The sequence below is a fragment of the Amycolatopsis sp. NPDC114503 genome (assembly GCF_055633655.1).
Window position 1 is genome coordinate 135749 of record NZ_JBVKDT010000005.1, and the last position, 16945, is coordinate 152693.

Consider the following 16945-nt stretch of genomic DNA (forward strand, 5'->3'; position numbering starts at 1 on the left):
CTTCATCGCCAGCCCGGCCAGGCGGGGATCAGCTCACGTCGGCCAGCACCGCGGCAGCAAGCTCGAACTGCTCCCGCGCCGCCTCTTCCTCACCCCGAGCTTGCCGACAAGCACCCAACCGGTTCCGGACCTCGATCTCCGCCCACGGCGACATCTGGTCGGTCAACGCGCCCAGCGCACGCAGATGATACGAGAGCGCGAGATCCAGGCTCCCCGATTCCTGCTCCGCGGTGCCAAGCCTCGACAGCGAACTCAGCAGCAACAGCCGGTCGTCGACCCGCTCCGCCAATTCGACCGCCTCGCGCAAGGATTCCGCCGCTTCCGCGGACCGGCCCAGATGCAGCCGGACGCTCCCGATGTGGCTGGAAACCCGGCCCAGCATCGCCGGATTTCCCGTCGAGACCGCGACTTCCCGCGATTCGGCGAAACAGGCGAGCGAGAGTTCGTATTCGCCCTGCTTGAATTGCACGTAGCCAAGCCCGGACACTGCCCGCTCGACCAGCCAGTCGTCGGCTGCCTCGACTGCCAGCGTTCTAGCCTCGGTCAGCACCCGTTCCGCTTCGTCCAGCGGTCCGGCGAGCATCGTGACCATTCCCAGTCCGCACAGACCCCGCGCCGTTTCCCGGCGGTCGCCGTTTTCCCGGCTGATCCGCAGTCCTTCCTCGCACCAGTACCGAGCCTGGGCGGAATCGCCCAGCGCGAGATGCGCCCAGCCGAGCCCGAACCGCAGCGCCGTCGTCATCCGCCGGTCCGCCACGTTGTCCACTTCGGACAGGGCAACTTCCAGCAGGGCAACACATTCGCGATAACGGATGCGCCGCACGAGGTAGTCGACGGCGCCCTCGGCGATCCAGCACGCATAGTCCGGGTGGCCCGCGGCGACCGCGGACGAGACCACTTCCACCAGGTCGCCCGCCTGGTCCAGCCAGGCCGAAGCGTCCACCAGTCCGGCGAACGGCGAATCAGCGAGTTCCGGGCCGCTGGGGAAACCGGGTTCGCCCCATTCGCTCGCCGCGCGACAGGCGTGCAGGTACACCCCGAGCCCGCTGGCGACGTCGGGTTCGTCCGCGGCGAGGCGACGTGCGTAGACGGCGACCAGGTCGTGCATCCGGTACCGCCCCGCGGCGGGCGCCTGCACGAGGTTGGCGTCGACCAGGTCCTCCAGCATGCTTTCCGCCTCGCGCCGGGAGCAGCCGAGCATCGCGGCGAGCACCAGTTCGTCGAACTCGGGCACGGGCGCGCGGCCCAGCGCGCGGAAGGCGCACTGCGCGTCAGCCGGAAGCTGGTCGCAGGACAGCCGGAACGCGGCCTCGACGCTGCGTTCCTCGGCGGTCAGTTCGCCGAGCCGTCCGGTGTCGTCGGCGAGCCGGTCGGCCAGGTCGCGGAAGGTCCACATCGGACGGTTCTGCAGCCGTGCTCCCGCGATGCGCAGGGCGAGCGGAAGCCGTCCGCACAGGCTGGCCAGTTCGCGTACGGCCTCGCGTTCCCGGCCCGCACGAGCAGGCCCGACGATCCGGCTCAGCAAGCCGGTCGCGGCCTCGGACGTCAACGGCCCCAAGGAAATCCGGCGTTCAACGTCCAACCCGGACAGCCGGCGGCGGCTGGTGATCAGCACCCGGTTCCCGGTTCCGCCCGGCAGCAGCGGACGGACCTGCTCGGCGCTGACGGCGTCGTCCAGCACCAGCACCAAGCGCAGCGGAGCGGTCGCGGCGCGCCAGTTCGCGGACAGTTCGTCCAGGTCGTCCGGAATGTGCTGATCGTTGACGCCCGCCGAACGCAGCAACCGGCGCACCACCCGCACCGGCGCGAGCGGAGCCCGGCTGGTGCTGTGCCCGTGCAGCCCGACGAACAGGCAGCCGTCGGGATGTTCCTCGCGCAACAGCTGGGCCGCGCGCACCGCCAGCGCCGTCTTCCCGGCCCCGGGCACCCCGTCCACCGCGGACACCGCGCTGCCCGGCGAGGCGAGCCGGGCCAGTTCGTCGTCGCGGCCGGCCAGCTCGCCGACGTCGTGCGGCAGCTCGTCCCGGATCCTGGGCAGCGCGGCCGGTCGCGTCGCGACACCGAGTGCGCCGTCGTCGCCGCGCAGCACCGCTTCGTGCACGCGCCGCAGGTCTTCGCTGGGTTCGAGCCCCAGCTCATCGAGCATCCGGGCGCGGAACTCGCGCCAAGCGTCGAGCGCGTCGGTCTGCCGGCCGGCGCCGTAGAAGGCCCGCATGAGCAAGCCGGTCAGCGGTTCGCGATCCGGGTGCTCGGCGAGCAGCGCCGACACCTCGCCGATCGCCGATTCGTAGTCCCCCATCCGGATCAGCGCGTCCGTCCGGCCTTCGACCAGCCCGACACGGCGTTCGGCGAACCGGCGCCGCTCGCGTTCGGCGAACGGACCGGGCAGCCCGGCCAGCGGAACGCCCTCGTAGAAAGCCAGTGCCTGGCCGTATCCCTCCGCGGCCGCGGCGAGCACTCCGGACGCCGCCGCTTTCTTCGCGCGAGCGGCGATTTCCTCGACCCGCACGGCGTCCACCCCGACGCCCGCCCCGGCGAACCGGTAACCGCCAGGGTCCGTCCGCAGCACCGATTTCGCGTCCGCGCCGGCCGCGGCCAGGGCCTTCCGCAGCTGGTAGACGTAGCCGGGCACGCCGTCGCTCTCCGGAGGATGCTCGCCCCACACCCGGTCGACCAGCTCGGCCCGGCTGACCGTCACGTCCGGCCGCAGGAGCAGCGCGACCAGCATCGTCTTCCGCAGCACCGGCCCGAGTTCCAGCGGCTGCCCGCCGTACCAGCCGCGGACCGGTCCGAGCACGGCGAACTCCAGCCGGGACCCGGGCTCGCGCTCCGCCCCTGCCCGGCCGGTTCGCGCGGCACCCGATGACATACCGGGAGTTTAATGCAGCTCTTTCCGAGGCCCGGTGGATCCGCATGGTGTTCCTCGCCTCTTTGCCACGCCGGGGACAAGCCGCGGGCGCTCGATGCCGAGCAGCGGTGCGGCTACCCCTTGGCAGCCCATTCTTCCCGCGTCAACGCGTACTCGACCTCACCATGTTCGGTGCCCGGCAACGGATCGTCGAAGTGGACGTGGAACGTGCGTACGTAAGTCAGGCCCGCGCGTTCCATCACCCGCCGCGACGGGGTGTTCACGGCCATCGTCTGCGCCCACACCCGCCGCATGCCGAGTTCGGTGAATCCTTTGTGGATCACCGCCCGCGCGCCTTCCGTCGCGTATCCGCGGCCCCAGGACCCCGCCAGCAGCCGATAGCCGAGTTCCAGCTCCGCGGTGCTGCCGTCCTCCGGCGGATCCAGCGAAATCCAGCCGACGAACTCGCCGGTCGCCCGCTCGATCGCCGCCCACCGCCCGGCCGGCCCGCGTTCGTAATCGCCGAGGATCCCGGGCAGCACTTTCTGCTCGATCTCGGCGCGGGGCGTCGGCTCACCGGTGAGAAACCGCATCACCCGCGGGTCGCTGTCGAGCCCGACCAGGTTCTCGACGTCGGCTTCGGTGAACCGCCGCAACAGCAACCGATCCGTCTCCAGAAATTTCACCCGACCACCAATCCGGCCGCCGTCGCGATCCGGTCGCGAGATTCCAGCAGCCTGGTCCTGAGCTTCGGCAAATCCACTCCCAGCAGCCGGCCGTCCCGCTTGACCGCCTTTCCCCCGACGAAGACGCTGTCCACCAACCCCGCATGCGCGGCGGAGACCACTGTGGACACCGGATCGTTGACCGGAAACACCGACAGATCCTCCGCGTCGAGGAGGATCAGATCCGCGTCCTTCCCGACGCTGATGCTCCCCGCCCGGTCTCCCCGCCCACACGTCCGAGCACCGTCCACAGTGGCGAATTCGAGTACATCGCGCGCGACAAGGCCGCCGTCGAGGCCGCGCTGCGCGGCGAACGCCGTGCGCATAGCCGAAAACATGTCACCCCCAGCCGACGGACAGTCGTCAATGGACAACGACGGCCGGATCCCAGCCGCCAGCAGACGTCCGGTTTCCGGCCACCCGAACCCCATCTTCAGCTCGACGTCCGGGCTGATCGTCACCGAACAGCCCGCGTCCGCGAGGATCGCCAGCTGAGCGTCGGTGAGACCGTTGCCGTGAACTATCGTCGTCCGGTCGTCAAGCAGTTTTAGTTCGCGCATCTCGAGAATCGAGTCACGAACCGAGCGGTGGATGTGCACGCTCACCCTGAGCCCGAGTTCCCGCGCCAACGCGACATCGGCGGCCACGGTGTCCATTGTGGTCAAGATCGGCCCGCGCAGCCCGAAGGCCATTTCGTCACCGGTCAGCCGTTTCCGCACTCGGGCCGTGTCGGCCGGGTCCATCGCGCTGTAACAGAAGATCGACCTTCCGGGAGCCTCCTGAAGCGCGTCGATCGCCGCGTCGGCGTTCTCCGGCAGGTCGGAACAGTGGAACCAGTCGAGCATCGTCGTCACGCCCGAGTTCAGCGCTTCGAGCCGTCCCAGCAGATTGCCGAGATACACGTCCTCCGGCCGATAGTGCGGCCTGAGCCTGCCGTGCATGGTTTCGCGGTATTCGGCGAACGTCCAGTCCGCGCCAAGCCCGCGAAACGCCGTCTGCCAGGTGTGCCGATGAGTGTCCACGAACCCCGGCAGCACGATCTTGCCCGCCGCGTCGACGACCTCGGCGTCGGCTCGGATCGCGGGACCGACCGCCGCGATCCGCCCGTCCTCGATCAGCACGTCCCCGCGCGGGAGATCCCCGATCGCCGGATCGAGACTGACCACGATCCCGTTCTGGAGCAACGTCCGCATGATCCCTCCCCAGAGTTGATGCATCAACTGTAGTTGATGAGTCAACTCCCCAGGTACGATTCCCGCTCATGACCCCCGACGACTGGGAACTGTGGAACGCCTGGGTGCGCGCGCAACGCCTGCTCACGCGCGAACTGGACCGCGGACTGCAGCGGGAATGCGGCATCTCGAAGGCCGAGTTCAGCGTCCTCGTGACCCTGTGGCGCACCCCCGGCCACGAAGCGCGCGTCGCCGACCTGGTCGAAAATCTCGGCTGGGAGAAAAGCCGGGTCTCGCACCAGCTGACCAGGATGGAGTCGCGCGACCTGGTCGCCCCGACGCGCAGCGAACGCAGCGGCCGGCGCACCGGAATCAGCCTCACCGCCCACGGCCGTTCGGTGATTCAGGAGGCCTTGGTGGTCCACGGCAGCAACATCCGCCGCCACTTCCTGGATGGATTGACCTCCACCCAGGCCGAAGCCATTCGATCGTGGGCCGAGGGGACGATCGCGCGGATCGAGCCGGGCGGATGACGGGACGCTACCGTGTTCCGAAGATGACTACAGGTATCCGAAAGGTTGATGCCGGATGAGCGACGCACCGGGCAAAGCAGCGTCGCCGGCCGCGGACCGGACGCTGACCGTGCTGGAGGCCCTCGTGCGGGCCGAGGAGCCGCTGACGCTGACCGCGCTCGCGAAGGCCGCCGGGGTGCCGCTCGCCACCTGCGCGTCTATCGCGTACACGCTGGAGCAGCGGGGGTATGCCGTGCGGCGGGTCGTCGGACGGAGCCACTTCTGGCGGCCCACCCTGCGTCTCTACGGTTTGGCTATCGAACTGGTCCGGAAAGTCGACCTGCCTTCCCTGGTCCGAGCCGACTTGCGGCGGCTTGCGGAAAGCCTCGGGATGCCCGCGCATGTGGGGATCCTGGAGGACGCTTCGATCGTTTATGTGGCCAAGGCTTCTACGCCTGGGTTCGTGCAGTTCGATACCTACCGCGGGAAGGTTGCCCCGTTCGACCTCACCGCGCTCGGCCGGGCGATCGCTGCGCATCTTCCTGAGGCTGAGCTGAAGCCGTTGCTATCGCGGCTTTCGCGCGGGGTCGGGCCTAAGGCTGCCGCTCCTGACGCGGGCCAGTTTTTGGCCTTGCTGGCGAAAGTGCGGGCGGATGGGTACGCGGTGGAGAGCGAGGAGGAGCAGGCGGAGATCGCTTGCCTTGCTGCGCCGTTTTTTGACGCCGAGGGGGCAGTCGCCGGGGCTGTGGGGGTGACGGGGTTTGCGCGGCAGTTGGTTGGGGAGAAGAGGAAAGCTGCGGCGCGGGGCGTGGTGCAGGTGGGACAGGAGGTCTCTCGGCGGCTGGGGTTTGCGGTGTGAGCGTTCACCGGAGGCGGCTCTCCGCGGCACGTCAACAGCGGGGAGGCTGCCCGTTCGGCGCACCGCCGGCCAAGACTTGAACCATCGCCTGCTCCAGCCTCTCCCGTTCCCCCGCGTCAACCTCTAAGTCAATGCTCTGCCGGACCGGCAAGCCGAGGACGCTTGCCGCTTCTTCGCTGAGCGTTACCTTTACAGTGCTTCCGTCAAGCACGAATCCAATGATCCCGCCGTAGCACGTCGCGCCGTCTTCGGTCATTAAACAGTACGTGTCTTGCCCCAGTTCCACGTCCTGCTGGGAGAACTCGCCGAGCTGCCGTTGGATTAGAATACTTCTTCCCGATCCGTCGGCTTCTTCACCGAGGCCGACCGTGAGAATCTCGGACTCCTCGTCCAAGTGCACCACAGCCGATCTTGCCGTCCGCAAGCCTTCCTCCGATCACCGCCCGTGCCGCCCAAGATCATAACTCGCGAATGAATCTATTACCAGCGATCAACCCGTCGAGGCAGGACAGGAAGTCGCCGCCAAGCTCGCCGAATGCATCGTCAAAACCGCCGAACCAGCGACCGTCTTTCCCGGCCAATACGAGCAGGTGGCCTCGGCTGGCCTCCCCTACCGGCACCAACGCAGTCCCCGCGCGACCAGCGTAGATGGCGACCCACCGCGGGTCGAAATGCTCGATCAGCCGAGCCACGGACAACTGGAGGTCATCCGGGAAGCCGCCGCTCCTCGTCCAGCGCATGCTGAGTCCAGAGTATTCCCGGAGAAACTCGATCGCGCCAGGGAATACACCAATTCCAGCCCGCCCCAGGGCATGCACACAACCTGAAACGTCCACCTCACGGCCAGGAGTCCAGCCAGCTTTCTTCAGAAATTCTATCGAAGGCCGCTCGCCCATTTTTCACAGTTCCCCGGGCTTGCGCTGAACACCTTCCAGCGCCTCCCCCGCTAAATCTTTACCGTCATAGCTTCGCGCCGCCTTTTCCACTCGCCGCTGGAAGCGCTCGTCAGGCTCCCTGACATCCGCCCACGCCGGCGATTTATGGACAAGCAGTTTAGCCTCACCGAGCGACATTCCAGCAATCCTCGACACCACATCCATGCAGCCACCCTTAGGGCAGCCCATTGTGCGCAGCTCAGCTATCAACTCGTCGAGCTCAACACCCTGACCGAGCAAACGTCGCGCATCCTCGTCGTACTCGTAGAAGTCGATCTCTCTCATTTCAAAAAATCTGCCGCCTGCCATCGCCGCGTCCTACCTCTTGCCGCCGATGCAGGCGGAGACTGTCGCCGGAGCGGTCGGAGCGGAAAGCGAAAGCCCGGCGTTCCTTCACTCTTGCGCGTCAAATTTTCGAGCCGCTTTTTCTACTCGCCGGTGGAAGCGCTCGTCAGACCTCCGCACATCGGCCCACGCTGCCGAGTTATGGACAAGCAGTTTAGCCTCATTGACCGGCATTTCGGCAATCCTCGCCACGACATCGATGCAGCCGATCTTAGGGCATCCCATGCCGCGCAGTCCGGCTATCAGCTCTTCAAGAGAAGATCCTTGGCTGAGCAACCGCCGCGCACCATCGTCGTACTCATAGAAGTCGATTTCCCTCATTTCGTACAATCCGTCATCCGCCATCGCTTGCCCCTCATCTCTGTTCCGAAAATCGCGTCCCCCTTCGGGTAGACCACGAAATCCGACAATTCAATCGTCTTCTCTACGGTTTCGACAGTCGCCGTCACCGCTACGTCCCCCACATCAGCGCTGAAGATTTTATGGTACTGGTCATACCCCAAAACCGGACTCCGAGGACTCCTGCCCGCCGGAGCCTCCTCTCATCGGCGCTCCGGCGGCGGCAGGCTGGCGAGCAAAGACTCGGAGACTGACATGGACAACGGGCGGCGAGCGATTGTTCGCCATCACGCGGCCAGCCAACGGTTCGGAGCCCGCGTTGCGGGTGCTGAAGGATCCGACTGACCGGTAAGCCTGATCCGCACGTCCACGGCCCGGCCGCAGCCCCACCTGCGGCCGGGCCGCTTCTTGCCGTCCGGTCAACGGCATTGCTTCTCCTTCCTCGATCGACTATCTTTCTGAATCAGGAAGACTTCTACGAAATACCGGAAGATAGGCCAACCGGAGTATCGGGGAGACGTCGTGGGCGCACTGTTGCGCTGGGCGGAGGCCGACCGCGCCACGGTGCGCGGGGTGCTGTCCGAGGCGCTTGTCTTGGTGCCCATCGGCGCGACCGAGCAGCATGGGCCGCATTTGCCTACTGGCACGGACGCGTTTCTCGCGGCTGCCGTGTGCGAGCGCGCGGCCGAGGTGGCGGCGCCTCGGGCTGAGCGGGCGTTGTTGCTTGCGCCGCCGATTCCGTACGGGGCTTCAGATCACCATCTTCCCTTCAACGGCACGCTTTCTCTTTCGGCCCAGACCTTGTTGCACGTGCTTGACGACCTGGCGCGGTCGATCGCGGTCCAAGGCGGGCGGCGGATGGTGATCGTCAACGGGCACGGGGGCAACGTCGGCGTCTGCCACGCGTTCGCGGGAGCGGCGTCGACCCGGCATGGGCTTGCGGTGGCGCATACCGATTACTGGCGGGTTCTCGAAACCGAGGACATCGTTCCTGGGCATGCCGGCGAGTTCGAGACCTCGATGATGTTGGCGGTCCGCGGGGAGCTGGTTCAGGAGACGACTGCACGGGAGAAGCCGCCGCAGACTCGAGTGTCTGATGTGGACATCCATTCCGGACAGGTCTGGCAGGAGATTGACGGGTACACCGACCAGCCCGAGTTAGCCACGGAGAGTCAGGGGCACAGGTGGTTCGAGCGGATCGCCAATGGGCTCGCGGACCGGTTTGTGGCGCTGGCGAAGGTGTTGTGAAGCCATGATCGTGGACGTGCACACGCACACTCCGACCCACCAGGCCACGGTGCCGGAGGACGAGCGGCGCGTTTACGACGGGTGGCGGACCGACCGGGCTGTGGTTACCACGAATTCCTGGGACGACTACGACAAGGCCACTGAGGCGGCCGATCTGTCCATTGTGTTCAACATCGCGGTCGAGAAGCCGGAAGAGGCCACGGGGTTGCCGTATCGGGCGGAGGACACCAATACCGCCACGGCGGCGTTCGTGACAGCCGATCCGGAGCGGCGGATTGGGTTCATGTCGGTGAATCCGACCACGCTCGACGTCTTCGAAGAGGCTGACCGGTGTCGCGAACTGGGGCTGGTCGGGGTGAAACTCGGGCCGAACTATCAGAATTTCGACCCGCTGTCCCAGCCGGCGCTGGACTTTTACGGCTACTGCGAGCGGAACGGGTTGCCGATCTTGTTCCATCAGGGCGCGTCGCCGATTCGGCAGGCGCCGCTGCGGTACACGTATCCGCTGGTCACGGACGAGGTCGCGTTGCAGTTCCCGGAACTCCGGATTGTCATGGCGCACATGGGACATCCATGGGGTCGCGAGACGGTGGTGACCATCCGCAAGCATCCGCACGTGTACGCCGACGTCTCCTCGATCTATCTCCGGCCGTGGGTCTGTTACGAATCCCTGCTCGCGGCGCAGGAGTGGGGCGTGCCGCACAAGCTTCTCCTTGGCTCGGACTTTCCGATCGCCACTACCGCGGAGGCGATGGCGGGGATCCGGCGGGTCAACGACATCGTCGAGGGCACCAGGCTGCCCAAGATTTCCCCGGAGTTGATCGAGCGAGTCATTCACGCGGACGCGGTCGCCGCACTCGGCCTGGAGAGGAAACCGCGATGACGCCGATCCGGGGAGTGTCTCCCGTTCTCGAAGTGCCTTTTACCGATGACGGCGAGATCGACGTTTCCGGCTTTCGGCGCGTGATCCGGCATGTGCTCGGGACCGGAGTCGGCAGCGTGATGTTCCCGGGGTTCGCGTCGGAGTTCTACAAGCTGGCGGAGGACGAAAGGCAGACCCTGACTGAGGTGTTGCTGGCGGAGACCGCGCCACGGGCGGACGTCTTGGCCATCGTCGCGGTCCAGGACCATGCGACCCGGCTCGCGGTGAAGCGGGCTGCCGAGGCGGTGGCGGCGGGCGCTGATTTGATCAATCTTTTGCCGCCGCATTATTTGCAACCCTCCAGGAAGGCGTTGGTCAAGCACATTCGGGAGGTGCTTGACGCGGTGGCGCCGACTCCGGTGGTGTTGCAGTACGCGCCTGCGGAGACCGGCACCAGTCTTGACGCGGACGTCCTTCGCAAGATCGCGGCCAAGCACGCCAATCTGCAGCTGGTCAAGGTCGAATCCAGCCCGCCGGGGCCGTTGATCGCCGAGCTGGCCGCCGGGGATCCGCCGATTCCGGCGGTCGAGGGGTACGCGGGAGTGCAGTTGCCGGACGCGATCCGGCGCGGGGCCGTCGGGACACAGCCGGGATGTTCGTTCACCGAGATCTACGTGGAGATCTGGCGACGGTTCGAGAACGGCGACGACGCGGGCGGGGACGAGTTGCACCGCAGGCTGCTGCCCTACATTTCGTATTGGATGCTCGACACTGAGCGGATCATCGCGACGGAGAAGCTGATTTCGGTACGCCGCGGGTTCTTCGCCAGCCCGTACTGTCGCGCGCCCGCGCATCGGCTGGACGCCGAGGACATCCGGATGATCGACCGGTTTCTCGAGGAGTTCCGGGAGTTCCTGTGAATACGGTCGAAGACGTCGAGGTCGCCGCGATCAGTCCGGTCGTGCGGCCGGAACTCGTCGTGGCCGGGGCGCGCGGGACACATGATCATTCCGACTTCCTGCTGGTCCGGGTGACCACTTCGGACGAGACAACCGGGCTCGGCGAAGTCAGCGCGACGCTTCAGTGGAGCGGCGAAGACGCTGGTACGGCGGAGTATCTCATCAGAAAGGCGCTCGCACCGGCGATCCTCGGCCAGCCGCTCGTCCCGGTCGCCAGCCTTGAGCGGCGCATGGACGACGCGGCGGCCGGTGCGCCGTTTACCAAGGCGGGGATCTCGACGGCGTTGTGGGACGCGTACGCGCGCACGCTCGGCGTCCCGCTCGCAACCGCGCTCGGTGGTCCATTAAGGACCGAGGTACCGGTGAAGTGCTCCCTCAGCGGCAGCGGGCAAAGACTCCGCGACGTCTACCACGCAGCCTTCGATGCAGGTTTTCGCAGCTATAAGCTGAAAATCGGTTTCGATCCCGAAGAGGATTCCCGCCGTCTCGCCGATGCTCGCGCGCTCGTCGGGGCGGACACGTTCCTCGGTCTGGACGCGAACGGCGGCTACCGGCCTGCGGACGCGGCGAGAGCGGTCGCGTTGATGCGCGCCCAGGATCCCGCCTTTCTCGAGCAACCGGTCGCACCAGGGGATCTCGCCGGGATGCGAAGCCTGCGCGGACACGGACTGTCCATTGTGGCGGATGAAAGCGTGTTCGGCGTGGACGATCTCGTGTCAGTGATCCGAGCCGAAGCCGCGGACGCGGTCAGCCTGTACATCGGCAAGGCGGGCGGACCTGGTCGCGTGGTTTCGATGGCGCACCTCGCCAACGCGTTCGGGCTGGACGTCGTGCTCGGGTCCAATGGGGAGCTGGGCATTGGCGCGGCGGCGCAGTTGCACGCCGCGTGTGCCGCTCCGGGGCTGTCGGCCCGGATTCCCTCCGACATCATCGGCGCGCACTATTACGAGCGCGACATCCTCAAGACGCCGTTGGACAGCGACAGCCAGAAGGTCCGGCTCGGCGACGCACCCGGCCTCGGCGTCGAGGTGACCGACGACGTCGCCGCGGGGTTCAGAAGCGTCCGGTGAACCGGTCGAGCACGTTCGCGGTCACCGCGGAGACGCCGTCGTCCACCAGCACCGCGGACGTCCAGGTGATCGAGCCGACCGAAAAGACCTCGCCCCCGCTGGCCGTGCTGTACCAAGCGATCTCGCCGCCGCCGTCACCAGGGTTGAGGCCGCGCGCGATTACTTGAGTCCCTTGTGGACTGTACGGGCCGGTCTTGTCGGTTTCGTGGCCGGAAGCACCACCTGGACAACGTTCGTGCAGGCTCCGAACTCCGAACAAGTCCCCTTTGTCCAGTCCGGTACCGCGGAAAGCCCAGTGGCCGGGGTCGATCACTTCGTACGGCGCGCCGGTCATCGCACCAGCACTGGTGAACACGACGCCGAACAGCTCCGACGTCGGCCGGAACGTGCGGTGCATCCGGCTCTCGTACGGACCGGTTTCGATGGCCTGGGTACGGAATTGCAGCGCGTCAGCGGCGAAGGCCACTTCGCAGTCGGCGACGTTCCCGCCGAAGTTGGCCAGCTTCCCGCCGCGATCGTGCACCCACGAGTAGACGGCGGAGTACATCTCGCGGGACCAATATTCCGGATGCGTGCTCAGGACCAGCGCACGGTAACTGTCGAGAGGCAGGGTGCCGTCGTGCAGGTGTGCGTCGGAATAGAGGTCGTATTCGTAGCCGTTGCGCTCCAGCCAGCTGAGCAGTCGCCATTCCGCGGCGGCGAGGTGGCACGGCTGCCTGCCGCGGATCGGGTCCTCCGGCTGGACTTCGGCCTTGAGTTGGTTCAGCGGCTCCGGGCGTTCAAAGGACAGCGGCGGGTACGCGTCGTCGGGCAGCGCATGCTCGCTGAAGCTCGATTCGAGATAGCGGGGCATTTCCAAGCGGGGTACCAAAACTGGCACGGTCGGCAGCCCGGAAGCGTTGATGTAATTGCTGCGGCCGCCGAAGTTGTTGTAGGCGTTCCATGTGTTCGTGGAGGCGACTACGGCGATCGGCGCGGCCGGCTGGCGCGGCGCGACCACCCAAGGGAACGAGAATCGGGCGCCGGACTCGCCTTCGACGTGAAAGTAGTACAGTCCGCTGCGATCCGGAGCCGTGACGTACTGGCGGTGCGACGGATCGACGTAGCCTTTTTCGTTGAACCGCACGCCGGTTTGCGTGTAGTCACCGTCCGGCGTCACCTGCACCGTGGCGCGCGGGGCGTGTTCGTCGAACCAGCCGATCAGCGCCGTCTCCTCGGCCTCCGCGCCGTGTCGCCACAGGCTCAGCCGGTACGGCTCGGGGCTGTGGATCCGGAACTCTCCCTCGTCGCCGCCGCGGGCCCATTTCGGCCAGATATAGCCGAAAATCCGGTCGGACAGCAGCCGGAACTGGTGCGGTTCGCCGGATCCGAGTCCGACGTCGACGTGTTTGGCTCCGTAGCCGTCCTTGGCGAGGGTGACGCGATAAACGCCGGGCGAGAGGTCGGCGTGGATCGCGCCGGTCGCGGTGGAGCGGGCGGTCCAGTGCGCATCGCGGTCGCTGATCTCGACGGTCACGTCCGGCAAGGCGAGATAGCGTTCGTCGCTGACATATCCCAGCAAGGTCATACCGTCGCGGCTTTCGGTTCGACGGCTGGCTCCGGCAACGGTTGCCCGGAACGTTCGGGCAACATCAGCATCGCGACCGCGCTGAGCACGCAGCCGGCGATCACGTAGATGCCGACGCCCCACACCGCACCGGTCGCGCCGACCAGCCACGCGCTGAGGTACGGCGCGAACCCGCCGCCGAACACCGCAGTGAGTTGATATCCCAGGTTGACGCCGGTGACGCGCGAGCGGGTGTCGAACAGCTCGGACAGAATCGTCTGGGACAGCGCGGACATCGCCATCACGAACACCGAGAAGCCGAGCACCATCGCGACCGCCACGAGGACCGGGTTCTTCGTCTCGAACAACCAGAACACCGGGAAGATCGCCGCGGCGAGCCCGGCGCAGCCGCCGAGGAACACCGGTTTCCGGCCGATCCGGTCCGACAACGCACCCCAGGTCGGCGCGAGAATGATCTGCGCTCCGGCGGCGACCATTGTCGCGGTGAGTGCCACTGACGCGGGCATGCCGAGATCTTTTTTGATGTACGAAGCGCCATACGTGGTGATCACGTAGCCGCCGATGCTGTTGGCGAAACCGAACAGAACGCCGTAGATCAAATTGCGCGGACGGCGCAGCACGGCAACCAGCGGAATGCGCGCGCTGGGATCCTTCTTGCGGGCGCGCTCGAACTCCGGTGTTTCGCCCACCCGCAGCCGGATGACCAAGCCCGCGACCAGCAGCACGAAGCTCAGCAGAAACGGGATCCGCCAGCCCCAGGCCAGGAAATCCCGGTCGGGAAGCATCGCGAACAACGCCATCAAACCGGAGGAAATGAGCAGCGCCACGCCTGCCCCGGAAAGGAGCAACGCACCGTAGAGACCGCGTTTGCGCGGCGGGGCGTGCTCGACGGCCAGCGAGATCGCGCCGCCCATTTCTCCGCCCGTCGAAAACCCCTGCAGCAACCGCAGGATGACGAGCAGAATCGGGGCCGCGACGCCGATCTGGCGGTATCCGGGCAGCGCGCCGATGAGAATCGTGGCGATCCCCATCAGCACGATGGTGAGGATCAAGGCGATCTTCCGGCCGAACCGGTCCGCGATGTGGCCGATCACGACGCCGCCGACCGGGCGCAGCACGAACCCGACGGCGAAGGTGGCGAACGACGACAACTGCCCGGTGAGCGGGTCCGCGGACGGGAAGAACACGGCCGGGAACACGACGGCGGCGGCTAGGCCGAACAGGTAATAGTCGTAGTACTCGAGCAGCGTGCCGATACTGGAAGCCAGCACCGCGGACCGGCGCGCCGAACGAGGCGGGGCCGAGCCGGAGTCGTCCGAGTGAGAGCTGTCCGCGCCCATGACGCCCGCACCTCCTGATCCGATGGCGGATCAAGGCCGGTCGACCTCGACCCGACAACCCCCGAATCACGCATTTTCGAGATACCGTAGATACGTCTTCTATTTCGGAAAGATTAGTCTATGCTGGCGGCGTCGGACAAGGGGAATCTCGGGCGGGCGCCGGCGGGTTTCCGCAGCGCGCGGCGGGCCGCCGGGCCGTGGAGGGGTCGTCCATGACGTTGAGCCGTCGTCGTCTTTTGCAGTTGTCCGCGGTCGCCGCGGGCACGGCCGTGGTCGGGACTGCAACCGCGGCGGAGGCGGCCGAAAGGGAACCGGACTGGGCCGCGTTGCGCAGGCGGCTGCACGGCGCGCTGCTGCAGCGAAATCACGCTGGCTACGAGGAAATCCGCCCGCCGTTCAACATCCTTTACGACGACCGCTACCCGCCGGCGATCGCCCGGTGCGTCGACACCGACGATGTCCGGAAGTGCCTTGAGTTCGCCGCGGAAAACACAATCCCGTTCGCGGCTCGCAGCGGCGGCCACAGTTATGTCGCATATTCCACTCCGGGCGACGGATTGGTCGCGGACCTCAAGCTGATGAACCGCGTGGAGGTGCGCCGGAACGGCACCGCGGTCGTCGGCCCCGGCACGCGGCTGATCGACGTCTATCACGCGCTGGCCGCCGAAGGCCGCGCGCTGCCGGGCGGAACCTGCGGTTCGGTCGGCATCGCCGGGCTCGCGCTCGGCGGCGGAATCGGCGTGCTGATGCGGAAATACGGGCTCACGTGCGACCACCTGGCCGGCGCGAAAGTGGTGACGCCGCGCGATCTGCGGGTGCGTTCGGTCGACCCGGGTTCGGACCTCGGCTGGGCGCTCACCGGCGGAGGCGGCGGGAACTTCGGCGTCACCACCGAATTCACCTTCCGCACGGTGCCCGCGCCGCCGCGGGTCACGGTGTTCGTGGTGAACTTCCCCGAGGGATCCGGCACCGACGTTTACGGGGCCTGGCAGGACTGGATCACCGCCGTGCCAAGGGAATTCTGGTCGAATATCTCGGTGCTCGGCGGCCCGAACCCGGCCGCGGGCGTGCCCGGCTGCCTCCTCGGCGGCGAGCGGCAGGCGCGCGAACTCATCGCCGATCTGGAACGCCGCGCCGGGGTCAAGGGCACCGTCAGCGGTTTCCAGGAGACCGATTATCTGGGTGCGATGGATTTCTGGTCCGGAAACCTGGGGCGGCGTCGATTCATGGCCGCTTCTCGAGTCCTGGCACGGAAAGCTGATCCGGCACAGATGAGCGCGCTCGTCACCGGCGAGACCAAGATCGCGCTGGAAGTGAATCCGCTCGACGCCGCGGTTTCCGACGTCCGCCCCACCGACACCGCGTTCGCCCACCGCGGCGTTTTCGGCGACGTGCAGGTTTATCTGTCCGCCGACCCGGACGTCGACCGGGAGACCGCGAAGCACGAAGTGAACGACGTCCAGGCGCGACTGGCGAAATTCGCCACCGGCGGCGCGTATGTCAACTACATCAACGACGACCAAAAGGACTGGGCCACCGCGTACTACGGGGTGAATCTCGGGACGCTCCGGGCGGTAGCGGCGAAGTACGACCCGAGTGGGGTGCTCGCGTTCGAGCAGGGTCTCTCGCCGCGCCCGGTGTGAGAAGCCGGTCTGCGGCCGGCGCAGGACTCCGGCCGCAGACCGGCGGGCTAGGCGGCGACCTGCAGGATCCAGGTGACGCCGAAGCGGTCCCGGAGCATGCCGAACCCCGGAGCCCACTGGGACGGGCCGAACGCCTCGATGACCGTCGCGTCCTCGGACAGCTTCTTCCAGAACTCGCCGACCTCGTCGACGGAATCGCCGCTGACGGACAGGAAGAACTTCTCCGTGGTCATGGTCATCCCGTTCTCGCGAGTGGTCTCGCCGACCGGCGCGGCGGCGGCGAGGCCGGAGACGTCGTAGGCCATCACCCGGAACCCGTTCTCGCCGACGACCTGACCGAACACCACGCGGTCCGCGCCGGGCGCGTCCTTCGGCATGCCGAAATCGCCGTAGGTCGCGACCCGGAGGTCCCCGCCGAACACCGACCGGTAGAACTCGAGCGCCTCCCTGGCCTCGCCCCGGAAATTCAAGTGGGCGACGGCGTGCACTGCCATGATTTCGACTCCTCGATTCGAGCGCCG

The 16945-nt window shown here is 67.0% G+C and carries 17 protein-coding genes; 7 read left to right on the plus strand and 10 right to left on the minus strand.

Annotated elements, in window-relative coordinates; all coding sequences use genetic code 11:
• Positions 1-28: 28 nt before the first annotated feature.
• From ACZ7OI_RS22350 to ACZ7OI_RS22360, 3 genes are all read right to left on the minus strand, one after another.
• Complete coding sequence (locus ACZ7OI_RS22350) at positions 29-2869, minus strand: AfsR/SARP family transcriptional regulator (protein ID WP_470266116.1); 2841 nt, start codon at positions 2867-2869, stop codon at positions 29-31.
• Positions 2870-2982: 113 nt separating this feature from the next.
• The gene (locus ACZ7OI_RS22355) at positions 2983-3534 is read right to left on the minus strand and encodes a GNAT family N-acetyltransferase (protein ID WP_470266117.1); all 552 of its coding nucleotides are present in this window, start codon (positions 3532-3534) and stop codon (positions 2983-2985) included.
• Positions 3531-4766 (minus strand): amidohydrolase family protein, encoded by a 1236-nt coding sequence (locus ACZ7OI_RS22360; RefSeq protein WP_470266118.1) that lies wholly within the window; start codon positions 4764-4766, stop codon positions 3531-3533. The genes ACZ7OI_RS22355 and ACZ7OI_RS22360 overlap by 4 nt, the downstream gene beginning before the upstream one ends.
• A gap of 68 nt (positions 4767-4834) precedes the next feature.
• On the opposite strand from ACZ7OI_RS22360, the gene ACZ7OI_RS22365 reads away from it, so the two are divergent.
• Together ACZ7OI_RS22365 and ACZ7OI_RS22370 are read left to right on the plus strand one after the other, a co-directional pair.
• Positions 4835-5278 carry a MarR family winged helix-turn-helix transcriptional regulator gene (locus tag ACZ7OI_RS22365; RefSeq protein ID WP_470266119.1) on the plus strand — a complete coding sequence of 148 codons (444 nt, stop codon included), beginning with the start codon at positions 4835-4837 and terminating at the stop codon, positions 5276-5278.
• A 55-nt stretch (positions 5279-5333) separates the two neighbouring features.
• Positions 5334-6116 (plus strand): IclR family transcriptional regulator, encoded by a 783-nt coding sequence (locus ACZ7OI_RS22370; RefSeq protein WP_470266120.1) that lies wholly within the window; start codon positions 5334-5336, stop codon positions 6114-6116.
• Between the two features lie 31 nt (positions 6117-6147).
• Here ACZ7OI_RS22370 and ACZ7OI_RS22375 read toward each other — a convergent pair whose 3' ends face one another.
• From ACZ7OI_RS22375 to ACZ7OI_RS22390, 4 genes are all read right to left on the minus strand, one after another.
• Positions 6148-6519, minus strand: a complete 372-nt coding sequence (locus tag ACZ7OI_RS22375) for an Imm10 family immunity protein (RefSeq protein WP_470266121.1) — start codon at positions 6517-6519, stop codon at positions 6148-6150.
• A 55-nt stretch (positions 6520-6574) separates the two neighbouring features.
• Positions 6575-7012, minus strand: coding sequence for an SUKH-3 domain-containing protein (locus ACZ7OI_RS22380; protein ID WP_470266122.1), 438 nt, complete (start codon positions 7010-7012; stop codon positions 6575-6577).
• Between the two features lie 3 nt (positions 7013-7015).
• Entirely contained in the window at positions 7016-7336 is a 321-nt protein-coding gene (locus ACZ7OI_RS22385) for a hypothetical protein (protein WP_470266123.1), read from the minus strand.
• A 108-nt stretch (positions 7337-7444) separates the two neighbouring features.
• The gene (locus tag ACZ7OI_RS22390) at positions 7445-7717 is read right to left on the minus strand and encodes a hypothetical protein (protein WP_470266124.1); all 273 of its coding nucleotides are present in this window, start codon (positions 7715-7717) and stop codon (positions 7445-7447) included.
• Between the two features lie 540 nt (positions 7718-8257).
• Between ACZ7OI_RS22390 and ACZ7OI_RS22395 the strand changes: the two genes are divergently transcribed.
• The 4 genes from ACZ7OI_RS22395 to ACZ7OI_RS22410 are packed head-to-tail and all read left to right on the plus strand — an operon-like array spanning position 8258 to position 11874.
• Positions 8258-8983, plus strand: a complete 726-nt coding sequence (locus tag ACZ7OI_RS22395) for a creatininase family protein (RefSeq protein ID WP_470266125.1) — start codon at positions 8258-8260, stop codon at positions 8981-8983.
• 4 nt (positions 8984-8987) lie between these two features.
• Entirely contained in the window at positions 8988-9866 is an 879-nt protein-coding gene (locus tag ACZ7OI_RS22400; protein WP_470266126.1) for an amidohydrolase family protein, read from the plus strand.
• Positions 9863-10765, plus strand: coding sequence for a dihydrodipicolinate synthase family protein (locus ACZ7OI_RS22405; RefSeq protein WP_470266127.1), 903 nt, complete (start codon positions 9863-9865; stop codon positions 10763-10765). The genes ACZ7OI_RS22400 and ACZ7OI_RS22405 overlap by 4 nt, the downstream gene beginning before the upstream one ends.
• Positions 10762-11874: a mandelate racemase/muconate lactonizing enzyme family protein gene (locus tag ACZ7OI_RS22410; protein ID WP_470266128.1), complete on the plus strand. Its 1113-nt coding sequence runs from the start codon at positions 10762-10764 to the stop codon at positions 11872-11874. The genes ACZ7OI_RS22405 and ACZ7OI_RS22410 overlap by 4 nt, the downstream gene beginning before the upstream one ends.
• On the opposite strand, the gene ACZ7OI_RS22415 is transcribed toward ACZ7OI_RS22410, so the two are convergent.
• Complete coding sequence (locus ACZ7OI_RS22415) at positions 11858-13441, minus strand: N,N-dimethylformamidase beta subunit family domain-containing protein (protein ID WP_470266129.1); 1584 nt, start codon at positions 13439-13441, stop codon at positions 11858-11860. The genes ACZ7OI_RS22410 and ACZ7OI_RS22415 overlap by 17 nt on opposite strands.
• The gene (locus tag ACZ7OI_RS22420) at positions 13438-14781 is read right to left on the minus strand and encodes an MFS transporter (RefSeq protein WP_470266130.1); all 1344 of its coding nucleotides are present in this window, start codon (positions 14779-14781) and stop codon (positions 13438-13440) included. The genes ACZ7OI_RS22415 and ACZ7OI_RS22420 overlap by 4 nt, the downstream gene beginning before the upstream one ends.
• Positions 14782-14993: 212 nt before the next feature.
• Between ACZ7OI_RS22420 and ACZ7OI_RS22425 the strand changes: the two genes are divergently transcribed.
• On the plus strand, positions 14994-16424 hold the full coding sequence (locus ACZ7OI_RS22425) for an FAD-binding oxidoreductase (protein ID WP_470266131.1): 1431 nt from the start codon (positions 14994-14996) through the stop codon (positions 16422-16424).
• Between the two features lie 47 nt (positions 16425-16471).
• Here ACZ7OI_RS22425 and ACZ7OI_RS22430 read toward each other — a convergent pair whose 3' ends face one another.
• Positions 16472-16918: a VOC family protein gene (locus tag ACZ7OI_RS22430; RefSeq protein ID WP_470266132.1), complete on the minus strand. Its 447-nt coding sequence runs from the start codon at positions 16916-16918 to the stop codon at positions 16472-16474.
• Positions 16919-16945: the final 27 nt, after the last annotated feature.